Source organism: Streptomyces sp. NPDC001156 (assembly GCF_053598275.1).
Map to the genome: position 1 here is coordinate 120,056 of NZ_JBSFJX010000009.1, position 13,013 is coordinate 133,068.

Below are 13,013 nucleotides of genomic sequence, written 5' to 3' on the forward strand. Positions count from 1 at the left end.
CTAAGCTATGTGTACGAAACGGTTTCGTTTAGGCCGTTGATCCGAACGACTTTCCCTGGAGTGGTTCTCGATGTCCCAGATGGTGAAGGACGGCGCCCTCGCAGGCGCCGTGGAGGCGCCGCCGGCGGCCTCGCCGAAGCGGTGGTGGATCCTCGCGGTGATCGCGATCGCCCAGCTGATGGTGGTGCTCGACGCCACCATCGTGAACATCGCCCTGCCGTCCGCCCAGGCGGACCTGGGCTTCTCCGACGCCAACCGGCAGTGGATCGTCACCGCCTACGCTCTGGCGTTCGCCTCCTTGCTGCTGCTCGGCGGACGGATTGCGGACCTGTTCGGACGCAAGCCCGCGTTCCTCGTCGGCGTCGTCGGATTCGCCGCGGCCTCCGCGCTGGGCGGGGCCGCCACCGGCTTCGGCATGCTGGTCACCGCCCGCGCCCTGCAGGGCGTCTTCGGCGCGCTGCTCGCCCCGGCCGCGCTCTCGCTGCTGAACACGACGTTCACGGACGCCCGTGAACGCGCGAGGGCCTTCAGCGTGTACGGCGCGATCGCCGGCGCCGGCGGTGCCGTAGGGCTGCTGCTCGGCGGCGTACTGACCGACGGGCTCGACTGGCGCTGGACGCTGTACGTGAACGTGGCCATCGCCGTGGTCGCCTTCGTGGGTGGCTGGATCCTGCTCGGCAACCACCGCGACGCCGCGAACTCCAAGCTCGACGTACCCGGCACGCTCCTGGTCGCCGGCGGTCTCTTCTCCGTGGTCTACGGCTTCTCCAACGCCGAGACACACCACTGGGGCTCCCCGCTGACCTGGGGCTTCCTGACCGTCGGCGGTCTGCTGCTCGTGGCCTTCGCCTGGTGGCAGACCAGGGCCCCGCACCCGCTCCTCCCGCTGCGTGTCCTGCTCGACCGCGACCGTGCGGCCTCGTTCCTCGCGGTGCTGATCACCGGCGCGGGCATGTTCGGCGTCTTCCTCTTCCTCACCTACTACCTGCAGCTGAACCTGGGGTTCAGCCCGACGAAGACCGGCGTGGCGTTCCTGCCGATGGTCGGGGCGCTGATGGTGGCGGCGCAGCTGGGCACCACGGTGCTGCTGCCGCGGATCGGCCCGAAGGCCGTCATCCCGCTGGGCTTCGCCGTCGCCACGGCCGGCATGGCCTGGCTGACCGGCATCGGGCTCGGCTCGCACTACGCGACCGCGGTGCTGCCGCAGTTGGTCCTGATCGGCGTGGGCCTGGGTCTGGTGATGCCGCCCGCCATGCAGCTGGCCACCGGCGGAGTGGCGGCCGAGGACGCGGGTGTCGCCTCCGCGTCGGTCAACGCGATGCAGCAGGTGGGCGGTTCGATCGGCACGGCGCTGCTGAACACCCTGGCCGCGACCGCCGCGACCGACTACCTCGCCGGCAAGGACCCGACCGACAAGCTGGTGCGTGCCCAGGCGACCATCGAGAGCTACACCACGGCCTTCTGGTGGTCGGCGGGCCTGTTCGCCGCGGGCGCCCTCGTCGCGTTCCTGCTCTACCGCCCCGGCAGGCAGCAGCCGGGGCCCGAGAACGCCACCATCATCCACATGTGAGGTCCACCCAGGCCGAGGGGCCGCCGTCCGCAGGGAGACGGCGGCCCCTCATCTGTTCTGGTAGCGGGCCGCGGCGGCGGCGACTCGGGCCTGCTGGAGGATCTCGTTGCCCGGTGCGGCGGGCCGGTAGACGACGAGCGCGCGGTGCCGCTTCTCCAGCCGCAGGTCACCGGTGGCCCGCACCAGCTCCCCGTCGTACGCGAAAGTGTCCGCCCCCCTGATGTCCTCCACCTGGGCCCAGGCCACCCGTTCGGCGCAGTAGACCCGCGAACGGCCGAGGACACCGGCGATCGCGGAGAGGACCACTCGGGTACGGGCCAGGCGGTGGCCGCCGTCGATCAGCCGCAGATCGAGCAGTCCGTCGTCCAGGCACGGCCGGAACGCGGGCGCGAAACCGTCCGGGACATAGCGGCAGTTGCCGGCGAACAGCAACCACAGCCGTCTGGGGCGGCCGTTGAGCCGCAGTTCGACGGGGGTCGCGGTGCGCAGCACCCGCATGAGCGCCAGGGCCGAGGCGGCCCACTTGCCCCAGCGGCGCTCGAGGCGCTCGCGCATCCGCACCAGATCGGCGTACAGGCCGATGCTGAAGGTGTTCAGGAACTCGACGGACTCCGTGCCGGGGACCTGGGCCGACCAGGACGCGGCCACCGCGATGTCCACGGCGACCGCGTCACCGCGGGCGACCGCGGCCGCGGTGTCCTCCGGGTGGGGCACGCCGACGTCGAGGGCGAAGTGGTTGAAGGTGCCGCCCGGAAACACCGCGAGCGGCAGCCCGTTGCCGGCGGCGGCACGCGCGGCCGCGTTGACGGTGCCGTCCCCGCCGTACACGCCGAGCGCACCGCTCCGTTCGACCGCGCGGCGCACCGCCCGGTCGAGCAGTTCGGCGAAGTCGTCGTCCGGGCCGCATTCGACGAGTTCGGCTCGGGGCAGCAGTTCGGTGAGGAGGACGGCGGGCGGCAGCGCGGGGGCCGCTGCCCCGGCTCCGGAGCCGCTGTTGACGAACACGACGAGCCCGTCGCCGTCGGGCAGGGCCGGCGCCGGGGCCGGCGGCCGCTCCCGCTCGGGATTCACCTGGCGCGGCGGCCACCAGCGGCAGGTCAGCAGCGCGGCGCCGGCGCCGATCGCCGCCCCGGCCAGGACGTCCCCCGGGTAGTGCACGCCCACGTAGACCCGTGAGAAGGCCACGGCCGCGCCGAGGGGGGCGACCAACGCGCCGTACCGGGTGGACTCGAGGGCGACCCCCGTCACGAACGCCGCGGCCGAGGCCGCGTGGCCGGAGGGGAAGGAAGTGGTCCACGGCTGACGGGTGAGGTGACGCACCGGCGGTACGGGGTCGAGCAGGGGGCGGGGACGCCGGGCGCTCCACTTGACGACGGTGTTGACGGTGAGCGAGGCGATGGCGAGGGAGCCGATTCCCCGCAGGGCGGCGCGCCGGGCACTACGGCCGCCGAGCGCCGCGAGCCCGGTCGCCGCACCCATCCACAGCCGGCCGTGGTCGGCGAGGTGGCTGAGCCTGGTGAGCGCTGGATCGGCGCCGGGCACCCGGGCGGTGGCGACACGGGTGAACAGCCGTCGGTCCAACTCGCCGAGGATGCGCATGCTCCAGGGCTACCCGGACGGGACCGTGCGGGCATCCGGGGTGCGGCCAAGCGGTGACCGGACTGCTCCGGGCGGACGAGCCACGCGTCCGGGCACCTCCGGGGCCTCCGCCGGCCCCGGGCCCGGGTCTGCGGCCGGCGCACCCCGTCCAGGGTGGGCCGGCCGCCGCGCGCCGCCGCTACTCGCCCGCGTAGGCCTTCGTCAGGGCGGCGATGTCGAGCTTGCCCATCGAGAGCATCGCCCGCGTCGTACGGGCCGCCTTCTCGTGGTCCGGGTCGCCGATCATGTCGATCAGCCCGTCGGGGATGACCTGCCAGGACACCCCGTACTTGTCCTTGAGCCAGCCGCAGGGGCCGGGCTCGCCGCCGCCCTCGACGAGCTTGTTCCAGTAGTGGTCGACCTCCTCCTGGTCGGCGCAGTGGATCTGGAAGGAGATCGCCTCGTTGAAGGTGAACTGCGGGCCGCCGTTCAGCGCCACGAACTTCTGGCCGTTGGCCACGAAGTCGACGGCGATCACCGAGCCGGCGGGTCCCGGACCGGCCTCGGTGTAACGGCCGATCCGGCCGATGCTGGAGTTCTTGAAGATCGCGACGTAGTAGTGCGCCGCTTCCTCGGCCTGGCCGTCGAACCAGAGACATGTGGTGAAACCTTCGGTGGGCATGGGCACCTCCTGGAGCGTGGAACGCGGTCACCTCTTTCGACCGATCCTCGCCCCGGAACTCATCGGCCGGACGGCGATCTATTGCGTGGGGCGCCGACAGCACCCGAACTAGCATCCCCACCATGACGACGTCATCGCCCGCCGACGGCATCCGGCCCTTCCGTCTGGCCATCCCCCAGAGCGACCTCGACGACCTGCACGACCGTCTCGACCGCACCCGCTGGCCCGACGAACTGCCGGGCGTGGGATGGGCTTACGGGGTCCCGCGCGACTATCTGCAAGAACTCGTCCGGTACTGGCGCCACGACTACGACTGGCGGGCCGCCGAGGCGCAGCTGAACGAGTGGCCCCAGTTCACCACGGAGATCGACGGGGCACATGTCCACTTCGCCCACATCCGGTCCCCGGAACCGGACGCCACCCCCTTGGTCGTCACCCACGGCTGGCCGGGCTCGTTCGTCGAGTTCCTGGACATCGTGGGGCCGCTGACCGACCCGGCCGCCCACGGCGGGGACCCGGCGGACGCGTTCCACGTCGTGCTGCCGTCCATCCCCGGGTTCGGACTCTCCGGGCCCACCCGGGACACCGGCTGGGAGCCGCGCCGTATCGCTGACGCCTGGACCGTGCTGATGAGCCGGCTCGGCTACCCGCGGTTCGGCGTGCAGGGCGGGGACTGGGGCGCGGCGATCTCCCGCGAACTCGGCCGCGTCCACCCGGACCGGGTGATCGGCGTCCATCTGAACCTGCTGCCGGGCGCGCAGCAGACCACCGAGCCGACCGGCGATGAGCTGTCCGCGCTGGGCCCCGAGGAGCGCGAGAGCACGCTCGCGTCCTGGCACCGCTGGTCGGCGTGGCAGCGCGAAGAAGCGGGCTACGCGATCGTGCACTCCACCCGGCCGCAGACGCTCGCGTATGCGCTCACCGACTCGCCGGTGGGACAACTCGCCTGGATCGTCGAGAAGTTCAAGGCGTGGACGGACTGCGCCGAGCTGCCCGAGGAAGCCGTCGACCGGGACCGGATGCTCACCGACGTGATGCTGTACTGGTTGACCGGCACCGCCGGTTCCGCGTCCCGGATCTACTACGAGCGGGCCCATGCCTCGGGCCGGGGCGCCGCGCCCGCCGAACCCTCCACCGCCCCGACCGCGCTCGCCGTCTTTCCGGCCGAACCGCAGGTCCCGCTGCGGCACAAGGCCGAGCGGACGGAGAACATCGTGCGCTGGACGGAGTACGACCGCGGTGGGCACTTCGCCGCGATGGAGGAGCCCGATCTGCTGGTGGACGACGTCCGGGCCTTCTTCCGGCAGCTGCGCGAGAAGGGCTGAGCCCGGGCTCTGCCCGTGGCGAATCTGCGGCGGGCAGAGAAATCTCCTCTGGCCGTCGCCGGCGGCCGACAGTGGAGTCGACGGCGTACCCGCGTCACGACAAGGAGACCCGATGACTCCACTGCTCCGACTCACCAGGCCCTCGCCCCGTGCGGAGGAGGGCGAGACCTCGACGAGCCGCTTCGACGACCATCTCGCCGCACAGTTGCTCGCCCAGCGGATCGTCATCCTGGGCACGCAGGTCGACGAGGTGTCGGCCAACCGGGTGTGCGCGCAGCTGCTCCTGCTGTCGGCCGAAGACCCGCGCAGCGACATCAGCCTGTACATCAACAGCCCGGGCGGGTCGGTCACCGACGGTCTCGCGATCTACGACACCATGCGGCTGATCCCTAACGACGTGTCGACGCTTGCGATGGGCTTCGCGGCCAGCATGGGCCAGTTCCTCCTCACGGTGGGAGCGCCCGGCAAGCGGTTCGCGCTGCCGAACGCGCGGATCATGATGCACCAGCCGTCGGCCGGCATCGGCGGCACCACCGCCGACATCGAGATCCAGGCGGAGAACCTGGAGTACACCAAGAAGGCCATCGAGCGGATCACCGCCGAGCACACCGGGCAGAGCCAGGAAACCATCGCGCGGGACGGAGACCGGGACCGCTGGTTCACCGCGGAACAGGCCAGGGAGTACGGGATGGTGGACCGGGTCGTCGAGTCGCTCGCCGACGTGCGCCCGGCCTCCTCCCGCCGACGGATGGGGTTGTGACATGGGGTCGTACACAGTTCCGTACGTCGTCGAGCGGACCGCGCAGGGCGAGCGGTCGTACGACGTCTTCAGCCGGTTGCTCTCCGAGCGGATCATCTTCCTCGGCACCGAGATCGACGACGGCGTCGCGAACGTCGTCATCGCCCAGCTCCTGCACCTGGAGTCGGCGAACCCGGAACACGAGATCTCGATCTACATCAACTCTCCGGGAGGATCGTTCACTTCCCTCATGGCCATCTACGACACGATGACGTTCGTGCAGGCGCCGATCTCCACGTTCTGCGTCGGGCAGGCCGCTTCCACGGCGGCGGTGCTGCTGGCCGGCGGAGACCCCGGGCGGCGATTCGTGCTCCAGCACGCCCGGGTGCTGCTCGGCCAGCCTGCCAGCGGCGGCCGGCAGGGCACGGTCTCGGATCTGAGCCTCCAGGCCAAGGAGATGGTCCGCATCCGCGCCCAGGTGGAGGAGGTGCTGTCCCGCCACACCGGTCACGAAGTGGCGGCCCTGCGGGCCGACATGGACCGGGAGAAGGTCTTCACCGCCGAGGAGGCCGTCGCGTACGGGCTCGCGGACGAGGTGCTGAGCCGGCGTCTCGCGCTCGTCTGACCCCGGCGGGCCAGGGGCCGGTCAGGCGGCGAGGCACAGACCGTCGTAGTGCGCCGTCGGCGATGTGCGGCCCCGGCCGGCCCGTGTCCGGGCGGGCCGCGCGAGCTCGCTCTGGGCGCGCGAGAGCAGATCGGCGAGGCCGAGCCCCAGGGCCTGGGCGGCTGCGGCGAGCACCTCCGAAGATGCCTCCTTGCGGCCGCGCTCCACCTCGGACAGGTAGGGCATCGAGATCCGGGCCTCCTCCGCGACATCCTTGAGCGTGCGCTCCTGCGCGAGCCGTTCGCGCCGCAGCACCTCACCGAGGAGGTCGCGCCACAGGGGCGCCCTTGGGGCCGGGGTGTGCGGCGTCCGCTCCGGCTGCCGCGGCGGCCGGTCCGTCCCGCCGGTGCGGGGCGGGCCGGTCTGCGGACGCAGCGGGATGACACGGGCTTCGTTCGGGGCACGATCGCTCACCCCTCCAGCCTAGGGATCCAGGGTGCCCTGGGAAGGGAGCCGCGTTCTGCCCTGGGTGAATCCCACGCCGCAAGGGCGGCGCGGCACCGTCGAAGTCCGCGTCCGGCCTGCGCGCCTTCCGTCTTGCGCACCGGCTCCGGCGCGGCGTCCCCACCCGGCCCGCGAGAGCCGCGCCACAGGCTTCTTCGCCGCATGCGTACATGAGGTGTCGAGTTAGGGGTATGCGCGGAAGCACGACGCTTGGACAACGCCGAGAGGCCCAACAGTGAGTTTCGTGGGAGAGGTAATGGACACCGCCATGAGCTGGTCGACGGTCACCGACGAGAGCGTCAGCACCAGGGCTGGTGAGGAGAGCCTGCCGACCGTCACGGATCCGAGGACCGTGGCTCCTCGCGACGCCCGGGAACTGTCACGCCAGTTCTTCCAGCGCCTGAGCACACTGGAAGAGGGAACGCACGACTACCAGTACGCGCGCAACACGCTGATCGAGATGAACATGTCGCTGGTCCGGTTCGCGGCCGGGCGGTTCCGCAACCGCAGCGACGACATGGAGGACATCGTCCAGGTCGGCATGATCGGGCTCATCAAGGCCATCGACCGGTTCGAGATCTCCCGGGAGGTGGAGTTCACCTCCTTCGCCGTCCCTTATATCGTCGGCGAGATCAAGCGGTTCTTCCGCGACACGACCTGGGCCGTCCATGTGCCCCGGCGTCTGCAGGAGTTGCGGGTCGAGCTGGCCAAGGCGCGCGAGGAGCTCGCGACCCGCCTCGACCGCGAGCCGTCCGTCGCCGAACTGGCCGCGCTGATGAACCTCTCCGAGGACGAGGTGGTCGAGGCGCAGATCGCGGCCAACGGCTACAACTCCTCTTCACTGGACGCCACGCTGGCCGGCGACGAGCAGGACGGAGAGGCCGTCCTCGCCGATTTCATCGGCGAGGAGGACGACGGCATGCGCCTCGTCGAGGACTTCCACACCCTGGCTCCCCTGGTGGCCGAGCTGAGCGAACGCGACCGGACGATCATCCACATGCGCTTCGTGGAGGAGGCCACGCAGGCCGACATCGGCGCCCGCCTCGGCTGCTCGCAGATGCATGTTTCCCGGCTGATCAAGCGGATCATCGAGCAGTTGCGGAGCGGAATGCTGGACGACGTGAAGCGGGTGGACGCCACCTGACGGACGGGGCGACCGGACGGCGGCGCGAAAGAGCCCGTGGGCCCCTCGGACCCACGGGCTCTTTGTTGTGTCTCAGTGTCCCAGCTTCACCACGGCCTTGATGCACTTGCCGACCGGGACCCGTTCGCACGCGACGTGGTCCGCCAGCGCATGGACGATCTCCAGGCCGTGCCGGCCGATCCGCCCGGGGTCCTTCGGAAAACGCAGGGGCAGTGTGTTGCTGCTGTCGTACACGGCGACGGTGACGACCGTGTCGGTGCCCTCCAGCTCAAGGATGTATGGGCCGTGGCTGTGCCGCTGTGCGTTGGTGACCAGCTCGCTCACCACCAGCAGGACATCGCCGGTCGCCCGCGCGTCGATGGCGGCGCACCATTCGGACCGGAGCTGTTCGACGAACAGCTCGCCGAAGGCCCTGGCCTCAGCGATGGAGCCCGGCTCCCCGGTGTAGTGCGCCGCCCGCCGCAGCGGTTCAACGGGCGTGTCGAAGTCAGTCGGTATCACTGCTCCGTCCAGGTGCTCCATCATGCGGTCTCTCTCGGATGCCGGGAGTCGTACGGTGCGGAAACCCCGTGGAAGAGGCACCGCACCAGTGCTCGTACCCAGCAACGCGTTCCCCACTCACCGTACGGGCAGCCCCTCTTGTCGACGACCGACCGGCCAGGCCGGCGGGCGCATCTTCGCGTGGGTGCGGGGCACCCGCAGAGTACGACACCCGGCGGGACGCCGCCGGGGCGGGGTGGCGGAGGTGGCCGTGAGCTGGTGGGTGTGGCCGATCCTCGTGGTGGCGGCGATCGTGCTGGTGACCGGGCTGTTCCTGTGGGTGCAGGCGCGTCGGCGGTCGGGCACGGTGATCACCGTACGGCGGGAGCGGGGGCCCGGAGGGCGGGGCGTGCGATGAACGAGTTGATGGGGGCACGCGAGCTGTCGGGACGTCCCGTGGTGACTCTGGGCGGGGAAGCGGTCGCCCAGGTGAGGGACACGGTCTTCGACGGTCCGGCGGGCCGGATCACCGGTTTCACGCTCAGCGGCCGGGGTCTGCTGGCCGGACCGCTGCGCAAGAGCCTGCCGTGGACCGCGGTCCACGCACTCGGCCGGCACGCCGTGATGATCCGCGACCCGGAGGTGCTCGCCGACCGGTCGACGGTGTTGGAGCGCCGGGAGGCCTCGCACGGCCGGGTACTCGGTGCCCGGGTGCTCACCGACGCGGGCACCGAGATCGGCGTCGTACTGGACGTCGTCGTCGAGGGCGGCGCCAGTGGGCGGGTGGTGGGCTTCCGGATCAACGCGCGCGATGCGCTGGTCTCCGGGTCGCGCAAACGCCGGCGCAAGGTGTTCGTGCCGCGAGGCGAGACGCTCGCCGTGTCGGGGCGGGCGCTGGTGGTGCCCTCGGACGCCGTGCACTTCGTAGCCGACGACCTCGCCGCGTTCGCCGCCCGTCTCGAGGCGTTCCTGGCGCACGGCGGGGCCGCGCCGGACGGCGTCGAGAAGGGACCGGCACAGTGACGGCGCCCCCGGTGAGCAGGAGGGTGAGGCTCGGGAGGACAGCGGTTCGTGAGCCGGAGCGCGCCTCGTCCTGGGCTCGGCCACGACAACGGCCGACGCAACGGGGCAACCGTGGAGCTGCGGTACCTGAGGTACTTCCTCGCAGTAGCTGACACACAGAGTTTCACCCGCGCCGCGCAGCGCTGCCATGTCGCGCAGTCGGCGCTCAGCCAGCAGATCGCCCGGTTGGAGGCGGAACTGGGATTGCCGCGCGCCAGTGCCCCTTGGACCGTCGTCGGCAAGTGGAACCCCGGTGGCGTGCCCCGTCCGCTTGCGAAAAGGACAGGGTGCCAGGCCGCGGTCGATGGGGTCTACTCTCCCGGCAGGCGGAACACGGAAGGGGTGCCTAGCGTGGCAGCGTGAGCGCCCCGCCCTCGTCCGGCCAGGCCGTCCCCCGCACCGGAAGCCCACCGTCCGCCCGGCACGGCTGGGTCCAGGCCGCCGCGACGGTGCTGGCCGGGGTGATCGTCATGGGCGTGCTCGCCGCGCTCGGCCTGTGGGCGGCGGGTGGCACCGGCATCCCCGACAACGGATTCCCCCGGGTGGTGGCCGCCACGGTCGTCATGGCCGGCGGCGGCAGCGTGCGGCTGGCGGGCGACGCCGGCGCACTCGCGGACACCCGGGCGGGGCTGACGGTGATGCCCTTGTCGGTGACGCTCGCGGGGGCGCTGGTGATCGCCACCGGGTTCCTGCGCCCGCTGCGGCACCGGGCCATGGCCGGCGCGTCCGAACTGGCGGGCTGGGCCGCCCGGATCGCCGTGCTGTGGCTGGCGGCCCTCGTCGGGCTCGCGCTGGCGGCCCATCAGACGTTCACCGTCCCGCTGGGCAACGGGACCATCGGGGACATCGGCGACCTGTTCGGCGTCAACCCGAGCATCGGCTACACGACGGACCTGGCGCCGACCCTGCTGTTCGGGTTCCTGTGGCTCGCGGGCGTGCTCGTCCTCGCCCTGCTGGCGTCGCGCGGTGCCCCGCTCCCGGCCCGGTTGCTGCGCCGGCAGGAGTCGGTGCGTCCGGCCGCGTACGCCATGGTGGTCCTGCTGCTCGCATGCGTCTGCGTGGGTGTGGTGATCGCGCTGGTCGTGGCGGCGACGCGCGGGCACCCCGCCCGGACACTCGCCGTGGTTCTGCTGGCGCTGCCCAACGTGATCTGGCCGGCGTTCACGATCGGACTGGGCGCCACCTGGAACGGTCGCGTGGACGGGCCTTTCGGGCTGCCCATGCCGCATCTGCTCGACCAGGTGTTGCGCACCCCGGACGTCTCGACGCTCGATCTGCACTCCCTTGCCCAGTACGACGGGCGGGTGTGGTGGCTGGTGGCCGCCGACGCCGTGCTCACTGTCGGTGCGGCGTTCACCACGGCGGCACGGTCGCCGGCCCGGATCCGGCCGTGGCGGCATGCCGTGCACATGGCCCTCGCGCTGGTGGCGGCCGTACTCACGATCTGTCTCGTCTGCCGGATCTCGGCGCACTACGGCCTGTCACTGATCGGCATCGGGGACCTCGGGGGCGGGCTGTCCGGTGTGCTGCTCCTCGAACCGAGGCTGTGGAGCGCTCTGGGCCTTGCCGCGCTGTGGGGGCTGGTGACGGGGTTCACCGGCGGACTGCTCGCCACACGGGGTCGTCCGAGACATGAGGTTCCGTAGGGCCGCGCGCGGACGTCAGGGGCGGGGCACCAGCCGGCGGGGTCGGGCGGCCGGGGTGGAGAGAGAGCCGGGACGAACCGCTGCATCCGCAGCGCGTCGATGGACTCGGCGAGCAGCTCGTACTCCGTGGTGTCGTCGCTGACCGCGAAGCGGACCAGCCGTCCGGCCGCCAACTCCTCGGCGGCCAGATCCTGTTGACCGGTGTCACCGCACCAGGTGCGCAGGACGCCCGGCACGTGGGGACGGTGTCGGCGACGGGGGCGATGGAGTTCGGCGGGAACAGCGGGTTGTGAGGGTGCGGATCGAGGCGTTCGGCGATCCACAGGGCGCGGTCGCGCATCCACCGCAGGGCCAGGGCGAGGGTGGGCGCGCGATAGGTCCCCAAGGGCACACCGACCCGTTGACCGGCGCATATACCGTATGCCATGACATGGCACAGGAATTCGTCGTGCACGATCATCCCCCAGTGCGGTGCTCGGCGCCGGATCGGCCCGTAGTGCCTTGGGTACGCTCGCTGTGCACGTGGGCGTCCCGGACGCGAGGCGCGGTGGCGCTCTCTCGGCCGTGACCGGTCACCCGTCACTTCGAGATCGCCACTCCTGACACTCTGTCACCATGCCATTTCGGCCAGTCTCCTGGCATATTCACCGCCGCGCCCGGCCGAAACGGGGCGGGCGCCGGCAGGCCCGGTGCTGTCGTTTGACCCCGGAGGTAATCGACGCCCCGGACGCGTCCGGGCATGGTTGCGCTATCGGCTCCCGACGGGCACCGGGCCCTGGGATCCGACTTCTGACCAGCACCTACGACCTCGATGGAGGCTGATCCGCCATGTCCGCAGACACCGACCGCCGCCAGTCCGGCAACCACCACGAGTCCGCCGTCGCCCGCTACTTCGAGGCGTGGAACACCACCGACCCCCAAGCGCTGGCGAAGGCGGTCGCCGCCGCCTGGACCGCGGACGGAACGTACACCGACCCGCTGGCCGACGTCGTCGGGCACGAGCGGATCACCGCACTGATCGCGGGAGCCCACGAGCAGTTCCCGGGGTTCTCCTTCCGGCTGTCCGGCGCGGTGGACGGGCACCACGACATCGCCCGCTTCGCCTGGGAGCTGGTGAACGAGGCGGACGGTTCGGCACCCGTCGCCGGCTTCGACGTGATCGCCCTGGCCGACGACGGGCGCATCCGCTCCGTCCACGGCTTCCTCGACCGCGTCCCGCCGGGCGTGGCCTAGGAGAACCGGGCCGCGCGGCCCAAGGAACCGGGCCGGTGGCCTCGGAGGCCGGCTACCGTCCGCCGGCCTCCGAGCCGCCCGGGGTACCGCTCGGGGTACCGCTCGGGCGGGACTCGTCAGCCGAGGTGGACTAGTACTGCAATCACAGTTACTGGTAGGGCAGTTGTGAGTTCTGCCGGTGACTGTGGTTGTGTTCTGCCGTGTCTGTGGATCTCGGGGTGGGGCAGATCGAGGCCTGGCAGGGGATGCTGTCCGGGCTGCATGAACGGTTCGCTGAGCGTTTTGCCAGGTCCGAGCCTCGGGCGCGTGCCCTGACGTATATGGCGGGGTTGATCGCGCCGCTGGAGCGGAAAAACGGGTGGACGCTGGCAGAGCGTGCGGGTGAGGGGCATCCAATCGGGATGCAGCGCCTTTTGGGCGAGGCGGACTGGGACGCGGACGGTGTC

The 13,013-nt window shown here is 71.4% G+C and carries 13 protein-coding genes and 3 pseudogenes; 11 read left to right on the plus strand and 5 right to left on the minus strand.

Annotated elements, in window-relative coordinates; genetic code table 11:
- Positions 1 to 70: 70 nt before the first annotated feature.
- Positions 71 to 1,570 (plus strand): MFS transporter, encoded by a 1,500-nt coding sequence (locus tag ACWDA7_RS07715; RefSeq protein WP_450603273.1) that lies wholly within the window; start codon positions 71 to 73, stop codon positions 1,568 to 1,570.
- A 48-nt stretch (positions 1,571 to 1,618) separates the two neighbouring features.
- Here the strand turns inward: ACWDA7_RS07715 and ACWDA7_RS07720 are convergent, their stop codons facing one another.
- Together ACWDA7_RS07720 and ACWDA7_RS07725 are read right to left on the minus strand one after the other, a co-directional pair.
- Complete coding sequence (locus ACWDA7_RS07720; RefSeq protein ID WP_450603274.1) at positions 1,619 to 3,169, minus strand: phosphatase PAP2 family protein; 1,551 nt, start codon at positions 3,167 to 3,169, stop codon at positions 1,619 to 1,621.
- Positions 3,170 to 3,347: 178 nt separating this feature from the next.
- On the minus strand, positions 3,348 to 3,830 hold the full coding sequence (locus ACWDA7_RS07725) for a VOC family protein (protein WP_359406545.1): 483 nt from the start codon (positions 3,828 to 3,830) through the stop codon (positions 3,348 to 3,350).
- Positions 3,831 to 3,952: 122 nt separating this feature from the next.
- Between ACWDA7_RS07725 and ACWDA7_RS07730 the strand changes: the two genes are divergently transcribed.
- From ACWDA7_RS07730 to ACWDA7_RS07740, 3 genes are all read left to right on the plus strand, one after another.
- Positions 3,953 to 5,155: an epoxide hydrolase family protein gene (locus tag ACWDA7_RS07730; RefSeq protein WP_450603275.1), complete on the plus strand. Its 1,203-nt coding sequence runs from the start codon at positions 3,953 to 3,955 to the stop codon at positions 5,153 to 5,155.
- Between the two features lie 112 nt (positions 5,156 to 5,267).
- On the plus strand, positions 5,268 to 5,915 hold the full coding sequence (locus ACWDA7_RS07735; RefSeq protein ID WP_359406551.1) for a ClpP family protease: 648 nt from the start codon (positions 5,268 to 5,270) through the stop codon (positions 5,913 to 5,915).
- 1 nt (position 5,916) lies between these two features.
- The gene (locus ACWDA7_RS07740) at positions 5,917 to 6,519 is read left to right on the plus strand and encodes a ClpP family protease (RefSeq protein WP_450603276.1); all 603 of its coding nucleotides are present in this window, start codon (positions 5,917 to 5,919) and stop codon (positions 6,517 to 6,519) included.
- A gap of 21 nt (positions 6,520 to 6,540) precedes the next feature.
- Here ACWDA7_RS07740 and ACWDA7_RS07745 read toward each other — a convergent pair whose 3' ends face one another.
- Complete coding sequence (locus ACWDA7_RS07745) at positions 6,541 to 6,972, minus strand: helix-turn-helix domain-containing protein (RefSeq protein WP_450603277.1); 432 nt, start codon at positions 6,970 to 6,972, stop codon at positions 6,541 to 6,543.
- Between the two features lie 298 nt (positions 6,973 to 7,270).
- Between ACWDA7_RS07745 and ACWDA7_RS07750 the strand changes: the two genes are divergently transcribed.
- On the plus strand, positions 7,271 to 8,146 hold the full coding sequence (locus ACWDA7_RS07750) for an RNA polymerase sigma factor SigF (protein WP_450603278.1): 876 nt from the start codon (positions 7,271 to 7,273) through the stop codon (positions 8,144 to 8,146).
- A 72-nt stretch (positions 8,147 to 8,218) separates the two neighbouring features.
- On the opposite strand, the gene ACWDA7_RS07755 is transcribed toward ACWDA7_RS07750, so the two are convergent.
- Positions 8,219 to 8,671 (minus strand): ATP-binding protein, encoded by a 453-nt coding sequence (locus ACWDA7_RS07755; protein ID WP_450603279.1) that lies wholly within the window; start codon positions 8,669 to 8,671, stop codon positions 8,219 to 8,221.
- Between the two features lie 226 nt (positions 8,672 to 8,897).
- Here ACWDA7_RS07755 and ACWDA7_RS07760 point away from each other — a divergent pair, with 226 nt between their 5' ends.
- The 4 genes and pseudogenes from ACWDA7_RS07760 (at position 8,898) to ACWDA7_RS07775 (ending at position 11,334) form a co-directional block, all read left to right on the plus strand.
- Complete coding sequence (locus ACWDA7_RS07760; RefSeq protein ID WP_450603280.1) at positions 8,898 to 9,044, plus strand: hypothetical protein; 147 nt, start codon at positions 8,898 to 8,900, stop codon at positions 9,042 to 9,044.
- Positions 9,041 to 9,649, plus strand: a complete 609-nt coding sequence (locus ACWDA7_RS07765) for a PRC-barrel domain-containing protein (protein ID WP_450603281.1) — start codon at positions 9,041 to 9,043, stop codon at positions 9,647 to 9,649. The genes ACWDA7_RS07760 and ACWDA7_RS07765 overlap by 4 nt, the downstream gene beginning before the upstream one ends.
- 111 nt (positions 9,650 to 9,760) lie before the next feature.
- A pseudogene (locus ACWDA7_RS07770) lies at positions 9,761 to 9,892 on the plus strand (LysR family transcriptional regulator); the annotation flags it as partial.
- 155 nt (positions 9,893 to 10,047) lie between these two features.
- The gene (locus ACWDA7_RS07775) at positions 10,048 to 11,334 is read left to right on the plus strand and encodes a streptophobe family protein (RefSeq protein ID WP_450603282.1); all 1,287 of its coding nucleotides are present in this window, start codon (positions 10,048 to 10,050) and stop codon (positions 11,332 to 11,334) included.
- Between the two features lie 53 nt (positions 11,335 to 11,387).
- On the opposite strand, the pseudogene ACWDA7_RS07780 reads toward ACWDA7_RS07775, so the two are convergent.
- A pseudogene (locus ACWDA7_RS07780) lies at positions 11,388 to 11,788 on the minus strand (hypothetical protein); the annotation flags it as partial.
- A gap of 374 nt (positions 11,789 to 12,162) precedes the next feature.
- Between ACWDA7_RS07780 and ACWDA7_RS07785 the strand changes: the two are divergent.
- Together ACWDA7_RS07785 and ACWDA7_RS07790 are read left to right on the plus strand one after the other, a co-directional pair.
- The gene (locus tag ACWDA7_RS07785; RefSeq protein ID WP_432935898.1) at positions 12,163 to 12,567 is read left to right on the plus strand and encodes a nuclear transport factor 2 family protein; all 405 of its coding nucleotides are present in this window, start codon (positions 12,163 to 12,165) and stop codon (positions 12,565 to 12,567) included.
- Positions 12,568 to 12,767: 200 nt separating this feature from the next.
- Positions 12,768 to 13,013, plus strand: a pseudogene (locus ACWDA7_RS07790) (IS701 family transposase); the annotation flags it as partial.

Coding starts and splice junctions, on each gene's coding strand:
- ACWDA7_RS07715 (WP_450603273.1), top strand. CDS start 71: ATGTCCCAGATGGTGAAGGACGGCGCCCTCGCAGGCGCCGTGGAGGCG.
- ACWDA7_RS07720 (WP_450603274.1), bottom strand. CDS start 3,169: ATGCGCATCCTCGGCGAGTTGGACCGACGGCTGTTCACCCGTGTCGCC.
- ACWDA7_RS07725 (WP_359406545.1), bottom strand. CDS start 3,830: ATGCCCACCGAAGGTTTCACCACATGTCTCTGGTTCGACGGCCAGGCC.
- ACWDA7_RS07730 (WP_450603275.1), top strand. CDS start 3,953: ATGACGACGTCATCGCCCGCCGACGGCATCCGGCCCTTCCGTCTGGCC.
- ACWDA7_RS07735 (WP_359406551.1), top strand. CDS start 5,268: ATGACTCCACTGCTCCGACTCACCAGGCCCTCGCCCCGTGCGGAGGAG.
- ACWDA7_RS07740 (WP_450603276.1), top strand. CDS start 5,917: ATGGGGTCGTACACAGTTCCGTACGTCGTCGAGCGGACCGCGCAGGGC.
- ACWDA7_RS07750 (WP_450603278.1), top strand. CDS start 7,271: ATGAGCTGGTCGACGGTCACCGACGAGAGCGTCAGCACCAGGGCTGGT.
- ACWDA7_RS07755 (WP_450603279.1), bottom strand. CDS start 8,671: ATGATGGAGCACCTGGACGGAGCAGTGATACCGACTGACTTCGACACG.
- ACWDA7_RS07765 (WP_450603281.1), top strand. CDS start 9,041: ATGAACGAGTTGATGGGGGCACGCGAGCTGTCGGGACGTCCCGTGGTG.
- ACWDA7_RS07785 (WP_432935898.1), top strand. CDS start 12,163: ATGTCCGCAGACACCGACCGCCGCCAGTCCGGCAACCACCACGAGTCC.